General features: G+C 62.7%; 21 protein-coding genes. 10 read left to right on the forward strand and 11 right to left on the reverse strand.

The genetic code is table 11. The features are described 5' to 3' along the window. The 4 genes from NKH57_RS10420 to NKH57_RS10435 all read right to left on the reverse strand — a co-directional run bounded on the left by NKH57_RS10420 (window position 1) and on the right by NKH57_RS10435 (window position 4,325). Entirely contained in the window at window positions 1-1,098 is a 1,098-nt protein-coding gene (locus NKH57_RS10420; protein WP_352943967.1) for an ABC transporter ATP-binding protein, read from the reverse strand. A 4-nt stretch (window positions 1,099-1,102) separates the two neighbouring features. After that, on the reverse strand, window positions 1,103-1,969 hold the full coding sequence (locus NKH57_RS10425; RefSeq protein WP_352726164.1) for a carbohydrate ABC transporter permease: 867 nt from the start codon (window positions 1,967-1,969) through the stop codon (window positions 1,103-1,105). Window positions 1,970-1,971: 2 nt separating this feature from the next. Next, window positions 1,972-2,868, reverse strand: a complete 897-nt coding sequence (locus NKH57_RS10430; protein WP_352600623.1) for a carbohydrate ABC transporter permease — start codon at window positions 2,866-2,868, stop codon at window positions 1,972-1,974. 137 nt (window positions 2,869-3,005) lie between these two features. Next, entirely contained in the window at window positions 3,006-4,325 is a 1,320-nt protein-coding gene (locus tag NKH57_RS10435) for an ABC transporter substrate-binding protein (RefSeq protein ID WP_352943970.1), read from the reverse strand. A 169-nt stretch (window positions 4,326-4,494) separates the two neighbouring features. On the opposite strand from NKH57_RS10435, the gene NKH57_RS10440 reads away from it, so the two are divergent. Both NKH57_RS10440 and NKH57_RS10445 read left to right on the forward strand, forming a co-directional pair. After that, window positions 4,495-5,280 carry an IclR family transcriptional regulator gene (locus tag NKH57_RS10440; RefSeq protein WP_023756698.1) on the forward strand — a complete coding sequence of 262 codons (786 nt, stop codon included), beginning with the start codon at window positions 4,495-4,497 and terminating at the stop codon, window positions 5,278-5,280. Between the two features lie 65 nt (window positions 5,281-5,345). After that, on the forward strand, window positions 5,346-6,185 hold the full coding sequence (locus NKH57_RS10445; RefSeq protein WP_352943972.1) for an amidohydrolase family protein: 840 nt from the start codon (window positions 5,346-5,348) through the stop codon (window positions 6,183-6,185). Between the two features lie 10 nt (window positions 6,186-6,195). On the opposite strand, the gene NKH57_RS10450 is transcribed toward NKH57_RS10445, so the two are convergent. The 6 genes from NKH57_RS10450 to NKH57_RS10475 all read right to left on the reverse strand — a co-directional run bounded on the left by NKH57_RS10450 (window position 6,196) and on the right by NKH57_RS10475 (window position 11,925). Then, window positions 6,196-7,347: an extracellular solute-binding protein gene (locus tag NKH57_RS10450; protein ID WP_352943974.1), complete on the reverse strand. Its 1,152-nt coding sequence runs from the start codon at window positions 7,345-7,347 to the stop codon at window positions 6,196-6,198. Continuing rightward, window positions 7,344-8,504 carry a CaiB/BaiF CoA transferase family protein gene (locus tag NKH57_RS10455; RefSeq protein ID WP_352834606.1) on the reverse strand — a complete coding sequence of 387 codons (1,161 nt, stop codon included), beginning with the start codon at window positions 8,502-8,504 and terminating at the stop codon, window positions 7,344-7,346. The genes NKH57_RS10450 and NKH57_RS10455 overlap by 4 nt, the downstream gene beginning before the upstream one ends. Before the next feature lie 2 nt (window positions 8,505-8,506). Then, window positions 8,507-9,058 (reverse strand): MaoC family dehydratase, encoded by a 552-nt coding sequence (locus tag NKH57_RS10460; RefSeq protein WP_352943976.1) that lies wholly within the window; start codon window positions 9,056-9,058, stop codon window positions 8,507-8,509. A 332-nt stretch (window positions 9,059-9,390) separates the two neighbouring features. Next, a complete protein-coding gene (locus NKH57_RS10465) occupies window positions 9,391-10,374 on the reverse strand; it encodes a Tim44 domain-containing protein (protein ID WP_352943978.1) in 984 nt (327 codons plus the stop codon). 73 nt (window positions 10,375-10,447) lie between these two features. Further along, the gene (locus NKH57_RS10470; protein ID WP_352943980.1) at window positions 10,448-10,741 is read right to left on the reverse strand and encodes a TFIIB-type zinc ribbon-containing protein; all 294 of its coding nucleotides are present in this window, start codon (window positions 10,739-10,741) and stop codon (window positions 10,448-10,450) included. Between the two features lie 194 nt (window positions 10,742-10,935). Next, complete coding sequence (locus NKH57_RS10475) at window positions 10,936-11,925, reverse strand: zinc-dependent alcohol dehydrogenase family protein (RefSeq protein WP_352943982.1); 990 nt, start codon at window positions 11,923-11,925, stop codon at window positions 10,936-10,938. Between the two features lie 101 nt (window positions 11,926-12,026). On the opposite strand from NKH57_RS10475, the gene NKH57_RS10480 reads away from it, so the two are divergent. The 7 genes from NKH57_RS10480 (at window position 12,027) to pobA (ending at window position 18,092) form a co-directional block, all read left to right on the forward strand. Next, entirely contained in the window at window positions 12,027-12,929 is a 903-nt protein-coding gene (locus NKH57_RS10480; RefSeq protein ID WP_352943984.1) for a LysR family transcriptional regulator, read from the forward strand. A gap of 357 nt (window positions 12,930-13,286) precedes the next feature. Next, window positions 13,287-14,096, forward strand: coding sequence for a 3-oxoadipate enol-lactonase (gene pcaD, locus NKH57_RS10485; RefSeq protein ID WP_352726147.1), 810 nt, complete (start codon window positions 13,287-13,289; stop codon window positions 14,094-14,096). After that, window positions 14,089-14,496 carry a 4-carboxymuconolactone decarboxylase gene (gene pcaC, locus NKH57_RS10490; protein ID WP_352726145.1) on the forward strand — a complete coding sequence of 136 codons (408 nt, stop codon included), beginning with the start codon at window positions 14,089-14,091 and terminating at the stop codon, window positions 14,494-14,496. Before pcaD ends, pcaC begins: the two co-directional genes overlap by 8 nt. Further along, window positions 14,486-15,241 (forward strand): protocatechuate 3,4-dioxygenase subunit beta, encoded by a 756-nt coding sequence (gene pcaH / locus NKH57_RS10495; RefSeq protein ID WP_352726143.1) that lies wholly within the window; start codon window positions 14,486-14,488, stop codon window positions 15,239-15,241. Before pcaC ends, pcaH begins: the two co-directional genes overlap by 11 nt. After that, on the forward strand, window positions 15,241-15,855 hold the full coding sequence (pcaG, locus tag NKH57_RS10500) for a protocatechuate 3,4-dioxygenase subunit alpha (protein WP_352943987.1): 615 nt from the start codon (window positions 15,241-15,243) through the stop codon (window positions 15,853-15,855). The genes pcaH and pcaG overlap by 1 nt, the downstream gene beginning before the upstream one ends. Window positions 15,856-15,867: 12 nt before the next feature. Then, window positions 15,868-16,920 (forward strand): 3-carboxy-cis,cis-muconate cycloisomerase, encoded by a 1,053-nt coding sequence (locus NKH57_RS10505; RefSeq protein ID WP_352943989.1) that lies wholly within the window; start codon window positions 15,868-15,870, stop codon window positions 16,918-16,920. Then, window positions 16,920-18,092 (forward strand): 4-hydroxybenzoate 3-monooxygenase, encoded by a 1,173-nt coding sequence (pobA, locus tag NKH57_RS10510; protein WP_352943991.1) that lies wholly within the window; start codon window positions 16,920-16,922, stop codon window positions 18,090-18,092. The genes NKH57_RS10505 and pobA overlap by 1 nt, the downstream gene beginning before the upstream one ends. Window positions 18,093-18,102: 10 nt before the next feature. Here pobA and NKH57_RS10515 read toward each other — a convergent pair whose 3' ends face one another. Continuing rightward, window positions 18,103-18,573, reverse strand: coding sequence for an NUDIX hydrolase (locus NKH57_RS10515; protein WP_352943993.1), 471 nt, complete (start codon window positions 18,571-18,573; stop codon window positions 18,103-18,105). A 185-nt stretch (window positions 18,574-18,758) separates the two neighbouring features. Here NKH57_RS10515 and NKH57_RS10520 point away from each other — a divergent pair, with 185 nt between their 5' ends. Beyond that, entirely contained in the window at window positions 18,759-19,292 is a 534-nt protein-coding gene (locus tag NKH57_RS10520; RefSeq protein WP_352600599.1) for a sterol desaturase family protein, read from the forward strand. Window position 19,293 lies beyond the last annotated feature (1 nt).

A 19,293-nucleotide genomic window follows, 5' to 3' on the forward strand; every position in this document is an offset into this window, starting at 1 on the left:
TCAGCTCCGCAATGTCTTTCCGGTCTGGGTGGCAAACAGATGCGCCTGCGACATGTCGAGGCTCATGGCCACCCGCTCGCCCGGCCTCAATGGCCTCGGGTTCAGCATGCGCGAAACCCAGTCGGTGCCGTTGAATTCGACGAACACCAGCGTCTCGTTGCCGAGCGGTTCGGTGACCGTGATCGGCAGTTCGATCTGGTGGACGTCGGCCGCACCCCCGGAGCTGATGCCGTGTCCGGTCGGATAGATGTCGTCCGGCCGCAGCCCGAACACGACCTTGTCTCCGGCTGCGACATTGGCCTTGAACTGACCGGGCAATGGCAATTTTTCGCCGCTGGCGAAAACCATCCGGCCGTCATCGATCGTGGCCTCGTGCAGGTTCATCGGCGGCGAGCCGATGAAGCCTGCGACGAAGCGCGTCGCCGGGCGCCGGAACACTTCGTCGGGCGTGCCGACCTGTTCGATATGGCCGTCTCGCATGATGACGATGCGGTCGGCAAGCGTCATTGCCTCGACCTGATCGTGGGTGACGTAGATCACCGTTGACCGCACCTTGGCATGCAGCTTCTTGATCTCGGTGCGCATCTGCGTGCGCAATTTGGCGTCGAGGTTGGAAAGCGGCTCATCGAACAGGAACACATCGGGGTCGCGCACAATGGCGCGGCCCATGGCGACGCGCTGGCGCTGGCCACCCGACAATTGCGACGGGCGTCGGTCCAGCAGCGCGTCGAGGCCGAGGATGGCCGAGGCCTCTGCGACGCGGCGCTCCATGTCTTCCTTGGCCGCATTCGCGATCTTCAGGGAGAAGCCGAGATTCTCGCGCACCGTCATGTGCGGATAGAGCGCGTAGGACTGGAACACCATCGAGATGTTGCGCGAGCGCGGCGGCAGATCGTTGACGACGCGCCCGCCGATCTCGATCGAGCCGGCGCTGATCTCTTCCAGTCCGGCGATCATGCGCAGCGTCGTCGATTTGCCGCAGCCGGATGGACCGACCAGCGCGATGAATTCGCGGTCGGCGATATCGAGATCGATCCCGTGCACGATCCCGATATTGCCGTAGCGCTTGGTCAGCTTGGTGAGGGTAACGGTTGCCATTGGATCAGCCTTTCACCGCGCCGGAGGTCAGGCCGCCGACTAGGTGTTTCTGGACGATGTAGGTGAGGGTGAGCGCCGGAATGATCATCACGACGGCCAGCGCGCACATGCCGCGCCAGTCGATGGTGAACTCGGCCGTGTAGTCGAGCAGGCCGACCGGCAGCGTCTTGGCGCTTACCGAGCGGGTCAGCTGCGAGGCCAGCGCAAACTCGTTCCAGCAGGTCAGGAAGGCGAAGATCGCGGCGGATGCGATGCCCGGCCCGGCGAGCGGGAACTCGACCTGCCAGAATGCCTGCCAGCGCGTGCAGCCATCGATCTGTGCCGCCTCAGCGAGGTCCTTGGGCACCTGGCGGAAGAAGCCGTCGATCAGCCAGATGGTGAACGGCACGTTGAGCGCGACATAGGCTAGGATCAGCCCGAAATGCGTGTCGATGATGCCAAGCCGCACATAGAGGAAGAACAGCGGCAGCGACAGCGCGATGCCGGGGACCGTGCGGGTCAGCATCAGGCCGAGAAAGACGCTCGACTTGCCGCGGAAGCGGTAGCGCGCAAAGGCATAGCCGCCAGCCATGCCGATGGCCACCGCGATGACCGTCGAGGTCACCGAGATGATCAGCGAGTTTCGGAAATATTCGATGACAGGGATGCCACCCTTGCCGATGCCGGAGAACATCGCGATGTAGGCGTCGAACGAAATCTCCTGCGGGATCCACACCGGCGGCTTGGCCATGATCTCCACCGCCGGTCGCAGCGACGAGAGCACGATCCAGAGACCCGGCAGGCAGATGGTCAGCATCGCCAGGAACAGGCCGATGCGATAGACAATGCCAATCAGCCGACGCTTCAGGCGGGCGGAAGAATTTTCGTCCATTCTCACCACTCAGCACCGATCTGCGTGCGCGCCGCGGCGAGCTTGTTGAAGAAATAGACGGTGAAGGCGATCGACAGCAGGATCGAGAAATAGGCCATGGCGTTGGCCATGCCCATGCGTCCGTCGCTGTAGGCGGTGCGCGCCACCAGTGTCCAAAGCAGTTCGGTTCGGCCCGCCGGTCCGCCATCGGTCATGATCTTGACGATGTCATAGGCGCGCGCCACGTCGAGCGAACGGATGGTCATGGCAATGTAGGCGAACGGCATGACGAACGGCCACGTCACATAGCGGAAGGTCTGCCACGGCGTGCAGCCGTCGACCCGTGCCGCCTCGATCGGCTCCTTGGGCATGGCGAGCAGTCCGGCGAGGATCAAGATCGCGAAGATCGCCGTCGACGACCAGATCTCGGCGATAGAAATGGCGATGAAGGCAAGATGGCCTTCGATCAGCCATGGTATGGCATCCCTGGTGATGCCGAGCGACTGCAGGGCATTGTTCACCAGGCCGATATTGTCGTTGAACATGAACTTGAACTGGAAGCCGACGAGGATCGGCGAGAACATCATCGGGAACATCATCAGCGTGCGCAGGATACGCTGGCCGCGCGTTGCCTTCTCGACCAGCATCGCAAGTCCGAGGCCGAGCAGCATTTCGAGATTGAGCGCGATGGTCAGCAGCAGCACCGTGCGGCCGAACGCCCACCAGAAATCGGTGTTGGACAGGATTGAAAGATAGTTCCTGAAGCCGATGAAGACGTAGAATGTCTCGGGCCGCGTCAGGCGGAAAGGCGTGAAGCTGGAATAGAGCGACAGCAGCAACGGCACCACGACGACGGCCGCCAGCACGATCATGGCCGGGAGCAGCAGCAGGAATGGCGCGGATGGCTTGAAGCCCTTCATCAGAATCCTTGAGGTGTTTTCATGGACGGCGGTGCGGGAAACGGGGACGAAGGAGCGGCGCAAACCGCCGAGCATCCCGCGAAAACGCGGTCGCCTCCCCCATTTTCTGATGGGGGAGGCAGCCTTGGGAGCCGTTGCTAGAGCTTGCCGGCGTCCTGGAGGATTTGCGTCGCCTTGGCGGCCGCTTCGTCCAGTGCCTGCTTGGACGTCTTGTCGCCGAGAATCGCCGCCTGCAGTTCGGGGTAGACGGCGTTCGAGATCTCGATCCACTCAGGCGTCTGCGGCACGGCAAAAGCGTGCTTGGCCTCTTCCTGGAAGGCGGTAAGAACCTCCTTCTTGTAAGGATCGTTTTCGGCCTGCTTCAGATCCCAGGTCCACACGGCCGTGCGGGTCGGTAGCGGACCTGCGGCAGCCTCGAGCTTCTGGCTGTCTTCGTTGGTCAGCCACCACACCAGCGAGGCCGCGGCCTCCTTGTTCGGGCAATTCTCGGTCACCGAGAAACCATGGAAGCCGGACCAGCCGGTGCGCTTGCCGGACGAGCCCTTCGGCGCAACCTTGACGCCGACATTGCCGGCGACCTTCGACGACTTCGGGTCATTGAAGAAGCCCGCCCAGCCCGGCCAGTCGAGATTGATGGCGACGGTGCCCGAAGCAAAGCCCTGGCCGAGATCGTCCCAAAGGTAATTGGTGGTTCCTGCCGGCACCGCCTTCGCCTTGTAGAGGTTGACGAACCAGTCGAGCGCCCGGATGCCGGCCTCGGAATTGAAGACCGGCTTGCCGTCCTTGTCGAGGTACTCGCCGCCCTCGGCGACGACCATCTCGTAGAAGCGGCCGTTGATCGCCTCTTCCTTGCCGGCGAACTGCGTGCCGTAGAAATTTGGCGGGTTGGCGAAGAATTCGGCCTGGTCGGTGACTTCCTTCCAGGTGTCCGGCGGCACCAGGTCATAGCCGTATTTCGCCTTGAACTTGGTCTTGTTGTCGGCATTCTCGTAGAGGCTCTTCTGGTAGTAGAGCGCCGAAACGTCGAACTGCGCTCGCGGCAGCATCTCCAGCTTGCCGTCGATCGTCGCCGAGGTGATCGTCGACGGCACGAAGGCGTCGATCTCTTCCTTGGGCAGCAATTTGCTGAGGTCGGTGTAGAGGCTCGTATACTGCGGCGCGAACGACGAATGGTTCCAGCCGACGCACCAGTTGGTGCTGCCCGAGGCAATGTCGGACTTGAGCTCCTTGTCGATGTCGAAGCCGTTCTTCTTGGTCAGGATGTTGACCTTGGCGCCGGTGGCCTTTTCCCATTCGGGAATGCGCTCGTAGAGCTTTTCATATTGCTGGCCACCGATCAGCTTCACGTCGACGGTCACGCCTTCGAACTTGCCGGGCAGGTCGCCGGCAAGGGCAGCGCCTGCACCTGACGCAAGCAACAATGCACCGGCGCACACGCCGGAAATCAGTCTGTTCATTGGTATCCTCCCTTGGTGCCGCCTCAGCGGCGACCGCAACTCGTCTGATGACAAGAAGTCATACATTCATATACAAACAAAACATTCACAGACACGTCAAGGCGAAATTTGTTTCCGCCAGCCATGTTCCTGCGTATATGAAGGATGAAATTCACTGGAGGGATGAGTCATGGACGATAGCGAAGACGAGCGCTACCGCGCGCCGGCGCTCGACAAGGGGCTCGATATCCTCGAACTGCTGGCGGGCGTCGACGGTGGTCTGACGCAGGCCGAAATCGCCAAGAAACTCGACCGCAGCCCTAACGAATTCTACCGCATGCTGGATCGGCTGGTGCGGCGCGGCTACGTCACGCGGCTCGACGGCGACCGCTATTCGCTGACGCTCAAGCTGTTCGGACTGGCGCAATTGCATGCGCCCGTCCGGCGGCTGGTTTCCTACGCCACACCGCTGATGCGCGAATTGGCCGAGACATCGCAGCAGGCCAACCAACTCGTTGTTTTTGACCGTGGTTCCGCTGTCGTCATCGGCCAGCAAGAGGCACCGAACTATTGGGGGATTTCGATCCGGGTCGGTTCGCATATCAGCCTGTTCGACACCGGTTCGGGACATGTGCTGCTCGCCTTCCGCTCACCGGAAGAGCGTCAGATGATGATCTCGGAACACGTCCGCAGCACCGACAAGACGGCGCAGTCGGCTGAGTTCTTCACCCGGCTCGACCAGATCCGCGACCGCGGTTACGAGATGATGGCCTCGATGCAGACCGCTGGGGTCTTCAACCTGTCCGCTCCGGTACGCAGTTCCGATGGCAAGGCGATCGCCGCGCTATCGATTCCCTATATCACCGTGGTCAACGCGCCTTCTGCACCCGACATCACCCGGACGATCGAGTTGTTGCTGGCAACGTGTCAAAAGCTGTCGCACCTCGCGGGCTCGGCAGTCGGCTCATCGGCGTGAATTCTTATTTGAATGAAGAATTCCTCCGTGAGATGATCTGAAACAGCCACGAGGAGGAGCCCGTCATGATCATCGACACCCATTTGCATCTCATCGATCGCTCAGCGTTGCGCTATCCCTGGCTGTCCGGCGTGCCGGCGCTCAACCGCGATTTCTCCTATGAGGAATATTCCGTGGAGGCGCAGCGTGTCGGCATCGGGCGTGTGCTGCATATGGAGGTCGATGTCGACCCGGCCGAGATCGAGGCTGAGACCCTTCGGGTCGAAGGGCTGGCACGGCAACCCGGCAGCATGCTGGCTGGAGCGATCGCATCCTGCCGCCCCGAAGAGGCGGATTTTCCGGCTTATCTTGAAAGGCAGCGAGCAAATCCGTTCGTCAAAGGGTTCCGCCGCGTCCTCCATGTCGTGCCGGATGATCTCTCGGAAGGCGCACTCTTTCGTGACAACATCAAGCGGCTTGGCGGCACCGGCCTGACCTTCGATCTCGTCGTGCTGCCGCACCAGATCCCGAAGGCATTCGCGCTGGCAGACCTGGCGCCCGATGTGACGTTTGTCCTCGACCATTGCGGCGTGCCCGATATCAAGGGCGGAGCCGAGCATCCGTGGCGCGAGCACATGAGTGAGATCGCGCGGCGCCCGAATGTCATGGCCAAGATTTCCGGTGTCGTTGCCTATGCCGATCCGGGCAGTTGGACGGCTGAGACGCTGCGGCCCTATGTCGAGCACACAATCGGCGCGTTCGGCTGGGACCGTGCTGTCTGGGGCAGCGACTGGCCGGTCTGCACGCTCGGCGGCGGCCTGTCGACCTGGGTGGCGGCGACCCATGCGCTTCTTGCAGGCTGCAGCGTCGATGAGCGCGACAGGCTCTTGTTCGCGAATGCCCGCAAACTGTGGCGGCTCGACTAGGCGAGCTCGCTCACCCTTTGGAGGCATCGCTGGATGCCGGAAGAGTCTCCCGAAACAGGCGATTGAGATCGGCAATGACCTCCGCGGCTTTGTGCCGGGAGGTCATGCCAGTAAGGATACGATCGGACGCCGCCTGCTGGAACGTCATATAGCCGTCATGGCGCGGCCGCACCCACGCACCCTCCAGCGTCGCGCGCGTGTCCCGATAGAAATTGCCTGTCGCTTCATTGACGGCCCGGTCCTCCCAGGCCGCTGCATGGCCGGGCTGCCCGCCAACGGCAGCATAGGGACCGCGCTGGACCTCGCCGCTTGCCACCCAGTAGGCGAAGTCGATCGCGGCATCCTTCGCTTTGGCAAAGGCCGATACAGCTATGCCGGTGCCACCAAGTGCCGAACCGATCGGACCGCTGGAGCCGACGACCGGGATGTCGGCGAACGCCAGCCGGTTCGCGCGAAAACCAGACATTGCATAGGAAACATAGCCGTAGATCAGCGGTGCACAGATGATGCGGGAGCCGGCCTCCGCCATGCGTTCCGAAACTGCGATCGGATCCATCTCGAAGCAGGCGGGGCCGACCAGTGCGGCTATCTCGCGCATCGTCTCGAAGACTTCGTCGGCATCGATGAGATCGCCGGACGGGTCCGTTGCGCAAGGGCGGCCAAAATTGCCGGCGAGCGTGTAGAACGCCATCAGCACGTGAGGCGGGCGCAAAGGCAGCAGCACCCGGCCTTGGCGGGCCAGATCGAGCACATCGCTCCAGCGCGCCGGCGGCGCGTCGAGCGCGTCCGGCCGCCAGGCCTGGACCTGGCTGGCCGCATCGATCGGGAAAGCCCATTGCCGCCCCTGCCAGTTGTAGCTCGGATAGGACCGGCCGACGCTGCCCGAGGCAAGTGCTGCAAGTTCCGCCTCGCGGCCAGCGACATCCAGCGGCTCGAGGCAGCGCTCCGCAGTGATCTGGCCGACATGCGGATGATCAATGACGATGAGATCATAGGCGCGCGCCAGTTCCTCGACCGGGAACGATTCGAAATCCTGCAGCGAGCGCTTGTCCCATTCGATGGTGATGCCAGTCTTCTGCTTCCACAGCGACGAGCAGGCGATCATAGGATCGTAGCCGCGCGGATGGCTCCAGGTCATGCCCTTGAGCGTGGGCACGCTCACAGGCCGAACTCCTCGCGGATTGCCGCACTGTGCTCGCCGATGCGAGGCGCTGCCCGATCGACCTTGGCTCTGACGCCATCGACCCGGAGCGGCGAACTGGTGGTCAGGATCGAGACATTATCCTCGCGCGTCACCGTCTGCAGAATATCGAGCGACTGGAAGCCCTCGCTCGCCAGCATCTCCGGCCAGGTCAGCACCTTGGCGCACCAGATGTCGGCCGGCTCGAGGACATCAAGCCACTCGTCGACGGTTTTAGTGGCTATCCGTTGCGCAATAATCGCCTTGATGTCGTCGCGCGCGGTGAACCAGGATGCAGGCAGGTCACGATAGGGCGCCAGCTCGTTAAGTGACAGCAGGTCGGCGAGCTTGGGGATCGGCGTCATGGCGATGGCGAGATAGCCGTCCTTGGCCGGGTAGACGCCATAGGGCGCCGACAGATAGGCATGTGCACTGCGGAAGCTGGAGCGGCGTGGCAAACGCCGGCCGTCGTTGAGATGCGTGGTCAGTACCTCGAACTGGAAGTCGACCAGCGCCTCCAGCAGGCTTGTCTCGATATGGCTGCCCTGGCCAGTGATGCCACGTCGCACCAGTGCCGCCAGAACGCCTTGCGCGCAGGCAGCACCGGCCAGCATGTCGCCGATGGCAAGGCCGAACGGCACCGGCCCCTGGTCTTCGTCTCCATTGAGCCACATCACGCCGGAACGCGCCTGCGCCAGCAGGTCCTGGCCCGGACGCTTGACCCAAGGGCCGTCCTCGCCATAGCCACTGATCGAGGCGTAGACCAGCCGCGGATTGAGCTTGCGAACGGCCTCGTAATCCAAGCCAAGCCGCTCGATGACGCCGGGCCGGAAATTCTGGATCAGCACGTCGGCCTTGGCCAAAAGCCCGCGCAGCGCCTCGAGATCCGCCTCGTTCTTCAGGTCGACGGCAAAACTTTCCTTGGCCCTGTTGATGGCGTGGAAGATGGTGGAATCGCCGCCGATCTCGGTGTCACTGAGATAGAGCCGGCGCGAGAGATCGCCGCCATCTGGACGCTCGATCTTGATCACGCGGGCGCCGAGGTCGAGCAGCCTCAACGAGCAGTATGGGCCCGACAGGAATTGGCTCATGTCCACGACAATGAGACCGGCAAGCGGCAATTCGGCTGCTGCCGGCATTGCTATTTCTCCGTCTTGCCGACGAAGTCGGCCGGGTTGCGGTACTTCACCGTCTGCAGATGCTCGCAATAGAGAACGAGCTCGCCTTCGCCCTTGAACACTTCGTAGCTGGCGCGGATCAGCCCCATTTCCTTGTAGCGGGGCTTCTTGTCGAGGTTGGTGCGGATCGAATAGATCGTATCGTCGATGAAGACAGGCTTTATGAAGCGCAGCTTGTCGTAGCCATAGGAAAATGCATTGACGCAGTTGGTCGCGACCAGCCCGAGCCCGGCCGAGAAGACAAAGGCGCCGGCGATCAGCCGCTTGCCGAAAATGCCTTCGGTCTCGGCAAACATCTGGTCCTGCACATAGGGGTGAATGTCGAGCACCAGCGTGTTGAACAAATGGCTGTCGCCTTCCGCCATGGTACGCCGCAACGAGCGGATTTTCTGGCCGACCGGCCAGTCCTCATAGAACCAGTTCTCGGCATTCCACACCGGCAGCGCGGCATGCTCCTCGGGCATGTTCTTAGGATGCGTCGAGGTGACACCGACGCTGGCCGCGAAGTCGTTCATGGCCGGCTCCGCCAGTCGTGCCGAAGATCTCGCGCAACCGTTTGAACACGCGTCAAGCCGCCTGATTGCACGCCGTCTCCTCCCGTCAATCTTCTTTTGTAAATATTCTTTTCACATGTGGGATTGCGATGCAAGCGCGAAGAGGCGAAATTTGGCCGCTCCCGCGCGCCGAAGCGGCGCGGGGAGGGGAGCAATTCATGCGCAAGGATTGTCAGGTATTTGTCGGCAGCCTTGACCGCGAGGCGCTGAGCGATACCGGGCACGTTACCCCATCGGCACGCGGCTGTCCGTTGGTGCGCCAAGCGCCCGCAAGCAGCCGCCTCGGACACAGCTCAAGCCTGTTGTATTGCCGACAGCTTCCAGTTCGAGCCATTCTCGCGCACGAACGTCCACAACTCGGTCGTCTCTGTCGGGTGGTCACCGTCGCCCTCGACGACCTTGCCGCTGGCCCGCTCGCGCGTCACGTCACGAGACTCGTAGCGCAATGCGGCCGTGGCATAGTCGCGGTCATCCTCGCGCCAGCTTTCCGCAATGTCGGCCTGCAGCAAAGTGATGTCCGTCACCTCGTTCCTGAGACCTTTCTGGGCATTGGCGGCCAGCTCTTCCGAGAGATAGGACACCATCTCGGGGGTCGTCGCCCGGCGCAGAGCGGCATGGTCCTCGCGCCCGAAGGCTTCCTGAACATCGGTCAACAACTGCTGGAATGTGTCGAGGTCGGTCTGGGCCAGCGTGATCTCCTCGGAACCGGTGTCCGCAGAGCCTCCCGAACCGCCGCCAAAGCCGGGAATCGTGAAAGGGCGCGCAGTCTGTTGCTGTGTCGTTGCGCGATTCTCAAACCGCGACGCCTGGGCATTGTCGGCACCGGCGAGCGCCTGGGCGGGACCGCGCGCGGATTGCGACCGGAAGAACCTGAGAGCCAGCATGATTGCGCCACCAATGAGCAGGGCCTGAAGCAGGAAACCGAACATGCCGGCCAGTCCGCCGAAGCCTTGGCCCACGAGCAGGCCGATCAGGCCGCCGAGCAGCAGGCCACGCATCATTGTCCCACCGAAGCCGCTCATGAAGCCGGGCCTCTGCATGCCGGCCTGCGGCTGCCGGGCCGCGTTGTTCACACCGGTGTTGGGCGTCATCGAACGCTCGACCGGTGCGGTCGGCGCCGGTGCGGTTCTGGTCGGCGGTGCCGATTGGAACGTGCGCATGCCACGACTGCCGAAACTGCCGCCGCGACGGGCCTCGGCATGATCCATCGCGACCATGGAAAATGCGAGGAACAGTCCTGCAACGAGGGCTGCAAATCGGCTTGTGCGCGAAATCATCGGGATGGACCTTTGTCGATGCGGTTTTGAAGTTTTCAGCAAACGCCGGCCCGGGGTATCGGGCGTGGTGCGGTCAATCGAACAACTCTTCGAAAAATGATTTCTTCCGCTTCGGATAGCGGTGGCCCTGCGAGCGGGAATAATCGTCATCGCGCCCTTGGCCATGTTGCGGCTGGGAGAATGCTGCCGGCTGCGGCGCGGGCGAAGCCCCCCTGCCGGAACGCTCGATTATCTTGTCGAGTTCGCCTCGATCAAGCCAGACGCCGCGGCACTGCGGACAGTAATCGATTTCGATACCCTGGCGTTCGCTCATCACGAGCGCGACGCGACAGGAGGGGCAAACCATACCAAGGACGGAAGATGTCATGTGGGGCTCCAAACCAAAAGTATTTGAGCCCGCTTGATCGAAAGGAATGGAAACGGGCCCGTTAAGCGGTCCGACATCACAATCGCCAAAAGCGACTGTCAGAGGGGCCCGGCCCGCACGGCACAGTTAGGAGTGCAGAGTCTCGCCTTCAAGGGCGATGCTGCTGGCAACGGTGATTTGTTCGCCATCTCTGCTCAAACCGTCACCACGATCTTGCCGAACTGCTCGTTCGATTCCAGGTAGCGATGCGCTTCGACGATCTGGTCGAACGCAAAGGTCCTGTCGATGATCGGCCTCAGCGTTCCGCTCTCCAGACCGTCTAGGATGAACGCCTTGGCCGTTTCCAGTTTCGCCGGGTCGCCGGTGATCTCATGGACGAGGTAGCCGCGCAGCGTCAGCGTCTTGCCCAACACTGCGCCCAAAGGGAACGGCGTCGGCTCGCGGCTGAGGCCACCATATTCGATGAGGATGCCGCCGCGTGCCATTGCCGCCGTCAGCGGCTCGAAAACCGGGCCGCCGATCGCATCGAAGACGACGCGCACGCCTTGCTGCCCTGCGATCTCATTCAGCCGTGCCGACAGATCCTCCTCGGCCGAGACCACGACATGCGCCGCACCGGCGTTGAGCAGCGCCTGCTTCTTGGCTGACGTTCGCGTCACCGCGATCACGGTCGCGCCGACCCAGTTGGCGATCTGGATCGCGGCAAGGCCGACACTGCTCGATGCAGCGGTGATGACGACCATATCTCCGCTGTGCAGGTTAGCGATGTCGATCAACGCCCCATAGGCGGTCAGATACTGCATCCAGACCGCCGCTGCAGTCCGCCAGTCGAGCGATGGCGGGTGCTTGACGACGAGATTGGCGGGATAGGTGACCAACTCGCCATAGGCTGGCCAAAGGATCATTGATTGCGGCGGGATGACACTAACGCTGTCGCCAGCCATAAGGTCGTTCACGCCTTCGCCCACCGCCTCGATAACACCTGCCGCCTCGAGGCCAAGCCCCGAGGGCAGCGTCGGCGTCTCGATATAGGCACCGGCGCGCAGCAGTGCCTCGGCGCGATTGAGACCAAGCGCCTTGACGCGGATTTGGACTTCGCCCGGACCCGGTCGGGGCAATTCGACATCCTCGATGCGTAGAACCTCGGGGCCTCCATGCCGGTGAAAGCGAACTACACGCGCCATTCGGTATACTCCAAATTATCTGAACCGAATGAGCTATGCAGCTAGGTTCGACGAGGATAAATGGCTGCAAAGGAGAACAGTAGAAAGCAGGAGTTCCGAATATGGGTAGGCTTGAGAGCATGGCCGTGTTCGTCAGGGCTGTCGACCTCGGCTCGTTCGCAGCCGCGGCGGTCGCACTCGATCTGTCCGGACCGATGGTTGGCAAGCATGTTCGGTTTCTTGAGGAACGGCTGGGCGTGCGTCTGCTCAACCGGACCACGCGCAGGCAGAGCCTGACCGATTTCGGACGCGCATACTATGAACGCTGCCGCGTGGTGCTGGCCGAAGCCGACGCCGCCGACGCGCTAGCCGCCGATCAGCTTGCGGAGCCGCGTGGGAAATTGCGTGTCACCATGCCGGCGCATTTCGGCCGCCACTGCGTGACGCCCGTGCTGCTGCAATTGGCGCGGCAATATCCAATGCTGGAGCTGGATCTGTCGCTCAGCGACCGCTTCGCCGACCTCGCCGAGGACGGCTACGATCTTGCCATCCGCACCGGTGCCCTCGACGACAAGGCGGGCGTGATCGCCCGTCGCGTCGCGCGCCAGGGCATGGTCGTCTGCGCCGCACCCGCTTATCTCCAACGTCACGGCGAACCGCGGCGCATCGAGGATCTCGTCGACCATCAAGCGATTGTCTACCGCCGGCTCGGCCAGATCGTTCAACCGTGGCTGTTTGTGCGCGAGGGGCAACTCACGCAAGAGATCACGCCAGCCGGCCGGCTGCGTCTCGACGATCTCGATGCCATCGCCGACGCGACTGCCGAGGGCATGGGGGTCGCCTGGCTGCCCTACTGGCTGGTGCGTGACCGAATCCGGGCCGGAGCGCTGGTGGCGCTGTTGCCGGATGAGCCGCGCTTTCTCTACGACTGCTACGCGCTTTGGCTGCAGACGCCGCATTTGCCATTGAAGGTGCGGCTGGCCGTGGATGCACTGGCCGCCGCCTTGCCGAAATCGATGGCCTGATCAGGCCCCTCCATCATGTCTGCATGGGCAAGTGGGTACGGGCGAAAACGCGATCGCCGATACGGGCGGCCTGACCTCGCGGTTAGGTGAGCAAGTCGTGCCTCTCCTGATATTCGCTCTTGGCCGGAACTGCGGGTCGTCGGAAATGATGCGGTCGATGCCCGTGGCGCCGACCGGAAACGCGCAGCCCAGACTGATGCAGACGTGATTGGGGCCGACCAGGTCGGCAAGACATCCGATGTGGTCGGGCCAGACTGTCCGACACGGATTTGATGGGCCCAGAGCTTATGAAACGGCGCAAAAATCATTTTGCCGAGCCAAACGCCTTGTGCAATGTGGGGATGGAGGATCGAAATCGTGCCATTCGTCACCATCGGCGGCATCACGCTGCACCATCGCCACATCAAAGCGACCGGCAATGTGCGCCCGATCATATTCATCAATTCGCTGGGCACCGACTTCAGGATCTGGGACGACATTGTCTCGGCGCTTGATGGTGAGATGCCGCTGCTGGTCTATGACAAGCGCGGCCATGGGCTGTCCGATATCGGCGACATCAGTTCGATCGACGATCATGTCGATGACCTCTCAGGCCTCATCGATCATTTCGGATTGAGCAAGGTCGTGCTGTGCGGCCTGTCGGTGGGCGGCTTGATCGCGCAAGGCTTCTATCGCAGGCGCCCAGAAATGGTCGAAGGCCTGATCCTGTGCGACACGGCCCATAAGATCGGCACCGCCGAAAGCTGGAACGCACGCATCGCCGCGGTCAAAAGCAAAGGCATTCAGGAGATTGCCGGCGCGGTGCTCAAAACGTGGTTCACGCCGGCCTTCCACGCGCAGCGTCACCCTGACCTGAACGGTTATTGGAACATGATGACCCGGCAGGCGCTTACCGGTTACATCGGCACTTGCGCGGCCGTTCGCGATGCGGATTTCACCGACAGCGCGCGGCGCATCGCGGTACCGACGCTCTGCGTCGCCGGCGACCAGGATGGCTCGACGCCGCCCGATCTTGTGCGATCCCTGGCCGACCTTATCCCCGGCGCGCGCTTCGAAATCATCGGCGACGCAGCGCACATTTCTTGTGTTGAACAGCCAGAGGCACTGGTCGCTCTGATCCGCGATTTTATCGCATCGCTTGCCTCCGGAGCCGAAACCGATGGATGAAGTCCCCGTCAACGAAGCCAGATATCGCGCCGGTCTCGCGATGCGCCGCTCGGTGCTAGGCGATGGCCATGTCGACCGCGCCGAGCTCGCCGCCACCGATTTCGACCTGCCTTTCCAGGAGCTGATCACCGAGGCGGCCTGGGGCACGGTGTGGGCGCGGCCGGGTCTCACCAAGCGCGAACGTTCGATCGTCACGCTGGCGCTGCTGGCCGCACTCGGCCATGATGAGGAGGTGGCCATGCATGTGCGCGCCACCGCCAACACCGGTGCTTCGCGCGACGATATCTGCGAGGCGTTCCTGCATGTCGCCATCTATGCCGGCGTGCCGGCCGCTAACCGTGCCTTCAAGATCGCCAAGGACGTGTTTTCGGAAATGGACGGAGCCAAGAATGCCCGCTAAGTCCGGCTCGAACCGGAGGCCCGAGACCGGCGCCTTCTTTCAGCGCGACCGGACATGGCATCCGCCGGCCCTGACGCCGAACTACAAGACTTCGGTGCTGCGCTCGCCGCAGAAGGCGCCGCTCGCTTTCGACAACACACTGTCGGAAATAACAGGTCCTGTCTTCGGCCACGCCATGCTGGGCGAACTCGACGCCGACCTGATCCACAATTTCGCCGGACCCGGCGAGAGCGCTATCGGCGAACGCATCATCGTCTACGGGCGGGTGCTCGACGAGCGCGGCGTCGGCGTGCCCGGCGCGCTGCTCGAATTCTGGCAGGCCAATGCCGGTGGCCGTTATCGCCACAAGAAGGATGGCTACCTGGCGCCGCTCGACCCGAATTTCGGCGGCTGCGGCCGTGCCATATCAGGCGAGGATGGCGGCTATGCGTTGCGCACCGTCAAGCCCGGTCCCTATCCCTGGCCGAACGGGCCGAACGACTGGCGGCCCTCGCACATCCATTTCTCGATCTTTGGCCATGGCTTCGCGCAGCGGCTGGTCACGCAGATGTATTTCGAGGGCGACCCGCTGATCTGGCAGTGCCCGATCGCGCGCGGCATCCCTGACAAGGCAGCCGTCGAGACGCTGATCGCCGCGCTCGACATGCAAGCGACAATCCCCTTTGATGCGCGCGCCTACAAGTTCGACATCGTGCTGCGCGGGCGGCGCTCATCGCTGTTCGAAAACCGGCTGGAGGGCAATTGATGGCCCAGTCGCTCGACCGGCTGAAGGAGAGCCCCTCGCAGACCGCGGGACCATACGTCCATATTGGGCTGACGCCTAATTTCTGCGGCATCGGTGGCGTCTATGCGAGCGACCTTGGCGCCACCATGGTCAACGACAAGACCAAGGGTGAGCGCATCGGTCTTCGAATCCGGGTGCTCGACGGCACCGGCACGCCGCTCAAGGATGCGCTGATCGAGATCTGGCAAGCGGATGCGGACGGGCTTTACAACTCGGCGGTCGAGTTGCGCGGTGCTGCAGATCCGAATTTCTTCGGCTGGGGCCGCTGCCCGACCGACATGGACACCGGCCTGTGCACGTTCGAGACGATCAAGCCGGGCCAGGTGCCGTTCAGGGATGGCAGCCTGATGGCGCCGCACATCACGCTCTGGATCGTTGCGCGCGGCATCAACCTCGGCCTCCACACACGGCTCTATTTTTCCGACGAGGAAAAGGCCAATGCCGGGGATGCGATCCTGGCACGGATCGAGCACCGCATCCGCGTGCCGACGCTGATCGCCGAGCGCCAGGGCGATATTTATGTGTTCGACGTCCATCTCCAGGGGGAGAAGGAAACGGTCTTCTTCGACAGCTAGGAGATCCGCGACATGACCGTATCGCCTTTCGATCATCCGCTGCTCTCCGCGCTCCTTGGCGACGACGAGGCATCAAGGCATTTTTCGGTCGAGGCGGAAATCGAGGCCATGCTGGCGTTCGAGCGCGCATTGGCCGAAGCGGAAGCCGAAAACGGGATCATCACCAGGGATGCGGCGGCAGCGATCGCGGCGGCGCTGGCCACGTTCCAGCCCGACACTGCCTTGCTGCGGGCCGCTGTCGCCAAGGACGGCGTCATGGTGCCGGAACTGGTGCGCCAGATCAGGGCGGCGGTCGGCGAACCGCATGGCGAGAAAGTGCATTTCGGCGCGACCAGCCAGGACGTCATCGACACCGGCCTTGTGCTCCGGCTGAAGTCCGTCGTCGAGCATCTCGGGCTGCTGCTGACCGAGACCATCATCCGGCTCATCTCATTGGAGGAGCGCTTCGGGGGCAGGGCGCTGACCGGCATGACCCGCATGCAACCGGCAATTCCGATCAAAGTGGCCGATCGCGTAAAGGCGTGGCCGGCGCCGCTGCAACGGCATCAGGAAAGACTGTCGGGACAGTCCAGACGTTTGCTGGTGGTGCAATTTGGCGGCGCTGCCGGCACGTTGGAAAAGCTTGGCGATAAAGGGCCGGCGGTACGCGCGGCCCTTGCCGCAAAGCTCGGCCTTGGCGACGCCCCGCAATGGCAGAGCCAGCGTGACGCGGTTGCCGACTTTGCCGGCTGGCTGTCGTTGGTGACGGGCAGCCTTGGCAAGTTCGGCCAGGATATCGCGCTGATGGCGCAGGGTGGAACCGAGATCGAACTGTCGGGTGGCGGCGGCTCGTCTGCCATGCCGCACAAGCAGAACCCGGTGAAGGCCGAAGCGCTGGTGGCGCTGGCCCGCTTCAACGCCACGCAGCTCTCCGGCATGCATCAGTCGCTTGTGCACGAGCAGGAGCGCTCGGGCGCGGCATGGACGCTGGAATGGCTGTTGCTGCCGCAGATGGTCGTCGCCACCGCCGCGTCGCTGCGCCTTGCCGCCGAACTCGCCGCACAGGTCGAAAGTCTCGGCCACTGATGCGCAGCCAGGTCGTTATCATCGGTTCGGGACCGTCCGGCCTGCTGCTCGGCCAACTGCTGGCTGGCATCGGCGTCGAGACGATCATTCTGGAACGGGCGACCCGCGAGCACGTGCTTGGCCGCGTACGCGCCGGCGTGCTCGAACAAGGCACTGTCGAATTGCTGGAGGAAGCGGGTGCTGCGGCACGGTTGCACGCCGAGGGACTGCTGCATTCCGGCATCTCGCTCGCCTTCGACGGACGCCTGCACCGCATCGACCTTACCGCCCTCACCGGCGGCAGGCATGTCACCGTCTACGGCCAGACTGAAGTTACGCACGATTTGATGGACAAGCGCGACGCGGCAGGACTGACCACGATCTATGAGGCGGCCGATGTCGCGCTGCACGATTTCGATTGTGAGGCACCTTTCGTCACCTATGACAGGGACGGCGTAACGCATCGTATCGACTGCGACTTCATTGCCGGTTGTGACGGCTATCACGGCATCAGCCGCAAATCTGTACCGGCGGGTGCGCTGAAGACCTTCGAGCGGCACTATCCGTTCGGCTGGCTCGGCGTGCTGGCGGAAGTTCCGCCGGCCGATCGTGAACTGGTCTATGCCAATCACGAGCGAGGGTTCGCGCTTTGCTCGATGCGTTCGACGCATCGCAGCCGCTACTATGTACAGTGCCCTGAGGACGATCGCGTCGAGGCGTGGTCGGACAAGCGCTTCTGGGACGAGTTGCGCCGCCGCTTGCCGGAACAGACGGCGGCGAGTGTCGTCACCGGCCCATCCTTCGAGAAGTCGATCGCACCGCTGCGCTCTTTCGTTGCCGAGCCGCTGCGCTTCAACAGGCTTTTCCTGGTCGGTGACGCCGCCCACATCGTGCCGCCGACCGGCGCCAAGGGCCTCAACCTCGCCGCCAGCGACGTGCGCTATCTCTTCGCTGGTTTGCGCGACTTCTACGTCGAGAAATCACACGCTGGCATCGACGCCTATTCCGGCAAGGCGCTGGCGCGGGTCTGGAAGGCGGTGCGCTTCTCCTGGTGGATGACGACGATGCTGCACCGCTTTCCCGACACCGGCGAGTTCGGCCAGCGCATCCAGGAGGCTGAACTCGACTACCTCGTGCAGTCGCGTGCCGCATCGACCGCACTTGCGGAAAATTATGTCGGCCTGCCTTTCTGAGGGCCGCGGATCATCCGGCGCCTTGCTGCCTGGCAAAATCCAACAGGATCGGGTGCTGCCCCTTGAGGATCTTCGCCTCGGCCTCGGGCAAGGTGAACCAGCCCGCTCTGTCGATTTCCGGGAATTCCTTCAGGAATCCTGACTTTGGCGGCCATTCCATGGTGAAGATGTTGCTCTTGATGGCAGCCACATCGATGTCGATGGTCGGTTCGACAGACCAGGCCACGACGATCTTTCCGCCCGGTTGCCTGTAGTCGCCGAGGCGCGTGAAGGAGCCGTCGATCTTGACGCCGAGCTCTTCCTCGGTTTCTCGTTGCGCTGCCGCCAACTCGTCCTCGTTCTCGCCGACGAGGCCCTTCGGTATCGACCACGCACCGTCGTCTTTCTTCGTCCAGAACGGCCCGCCCGGATGAACCAGCAACACCCTGAGATCGCCGTCGCTACGGCGATAGATCAGCAATCCAGCACTCCGTTTTGCCATTGTGATGCGTCCGTTTGCGATGTTGGCAACGAAGACTTGCATTCCTATCGACTGTGCGTGATCGTTGGTCCGAACCTTGCTTCACAGCATTGCGACGCTATGTCAGTTGCATCTGCATTGCGCCTCACCCACGAGTCCGGCAATCTGATAAATCGCTTATTTGGCGGCTCGAAGGCTAGGTGACGATGCAACTCGGTCTTGTTGGCTACTACAGCGACTTCGTGGTCTATCCACTGGTTATCGCCGCACTAGCAGTTGCAGGGCTGATCGAGGCCGGCGAAGACAATGCGACAGGCTGGATCGGCACGGTCCTCGCTTGTCTCTTCCTCTGGACGCTGACCGAATACATGCTGCACAGGTTCGTGCTTCATCACATTCCCTACATCAAGGACCTGCACGAGCGTCACCATGTCGAGGAGCGCAGTTCTGTGGGCACTCCGACCTGGCTCAGCCTCGGTGTGCATGCGCTGGTCGCGTTTGTGCCTGTCTGGATGGTCTCAGGTTTCGCAACCGCAAGTGCCGTAAGTTGCGGGCTGATGCTGGGGTACCTCTGGTACATCAGCATCCATCACATGGTTCATCACTGGCATCCCAGCCATCCGAGCTATCTCTACACCCTCAAGCGCCGCCACGCCGTGCATCATCACATCGACGAATCGGCCAATTTCGGTGTCACGTCGGCATTTTGGGATCGGCTCTTCGGCACGGCGCGGCTCTGAT

Origin of the sequence: Mesorhizobium sp. M1050 (assembly GCF_040318715.1) — a bacterium.
In the GTDB taxonomy this organism is placed as follows: Bacteria; Pseudomonadota; Alphaproteobacteria; order Rhizobiales; family Rhizobiaceae; genus Mesorhizobium.

Excerpts from the sequence above, each read along its gene's own strand:
- pcaC (WP_352726145.1), top strand. The coding sequence starts at position 14,089 with ATGGATGAAGTCCCCGTCAACGAAGCCAGATATCGCGCCGGTCTCGCG.
- NKH57_RS10420 (WP_352943967.1), bottom strand. The coding sequence starts at position 1,098 with ATGGCAACCGTTACCCTCACCAAGCTGACCAAGCGCTACGGCAATATC.
- NKH57_RS10430 (WP_352600623.1), bottom strand. The coding sequence starts at position 2,868 with ATGAAGGGCTTCAAGCCATCCGCGCCATTCCTGCTGCTGCTCCCGGCC.
- NKH57_RS10480 (WP_352943984.1), top strand. The coding sequence starts at position 12,027 with ATGGGTAGGCTTGAGAGCATGGCCGTGTTCGTCAGGGCTGTCGACCTC.
- NKH57_RS10440 (WP_023756698.1), top strand. The coding sequence starts at position 4,495 with ATGGACGATAGCGAAGACGAGCGCTACCGCGCGCCGGCGCTCGACAAG.
- NKH57_RS10425 (WP_352726164.1), bottom strand. The coding sequence starts at position 1,969 with ATGGACGAAAATTCTTCCGCCCGCCTGAAGCGTCGGCTGATTGGCATT.
- pcaG (WP_352943987.1), top strand. The coding sequence starts at position 15,241 with ATGGCCCAGTCGCTCGACCGGCTGAAGGAGAGCCCCTCGCAGACCGCG.
- pobA (WP_352943991.1), top strand. The coding sequence starts at position 16,920 with ATGCGCAGCCAGGTCGTTATCATCGGTTCGGGACCGTCCGGCCTGCTG.
- NKH57_RS10435 (WP_352943970.1), bottom strand. The coding sequence starts at position 4,325 with ATGAACAGACTGATTTCCGGCGTGTGCGCCGGTGCATTGTTGCTTGCG.
- NKH57_RS10475 (WP_352943982.1), bottom strand. The coding sequence starts at position 11,925 with ATGGCGCGTGTAGTTCGCTTTCACCGGCATGGAGGCCCCGAGGTTCTA.
- NKH57_RS10465 (WP_352943978.1), bottom strand. The coding sequence starts at position 10,374 with ATGATTTCGCGCACAAGCCGATTTGCAGCCCTCGTTGCAGGACTGTTC.
- NKH57_RS10460 (WP_352943976.1), bottom strand. The coding sequence starts at position 9,058 with ATGAACGACTTCGCGGCCAGCGTCGGTGTCACCTCGACGCATCCTAAG.
- NKH57_RS10455 (WP_352834606.1), bottom strand. The coding sequence starts at position 8,504 with ATGCCGGCAGCAGCCGAATTGCCGCTTGCCGGTCTCATTGTCGTGGAC.
- NKH57_RS10520 (WP_352600599.1), top strand. The coding sequence starts at position 18,759 with ATGCAACTCGGTCTTGTTGGCTACTACAGCGACTTCGTGGTCTATCCA.
- pcaH (WP_352726143.1), top strand. The coding sequence starts at position 14,486 with ATGCCCGCTAAGTCCGGCTCGAACCGGAGGCCCGAGACCGGCGCCTTC.
- NKH57_RS10445 (WP_352943972.1), top strand. The coding sequence starts at position 5,346 with ATGATCATCGACACCCATTTGCATCTCATCGATCGCTCAGCGTTGCGC.
- NKH57_RS10470 (WP_352943980.1), bottom strand. The coding sequence starts at position 10,741 with ATGACATCTTCCGTCCTTGGTATGGTTTGCCCCTCCTGTCGCGTCGCG.
- NKH57_RS10505 (WP_352943989.1), top strand. The coding sequence starts at position 15,868 with ATGACCGTATCGCCTTTCGATCATCCGCTGCTCTCCGCGCTCCTTGGC.
- NKH57_RS10515 (WP_352943993.1), bottom strand. The coding sequence starts at position 18,573 with ATGGCAAAACGGAGTGCTGGATTGCTGATCTATCGCCGTAGCGACGGC.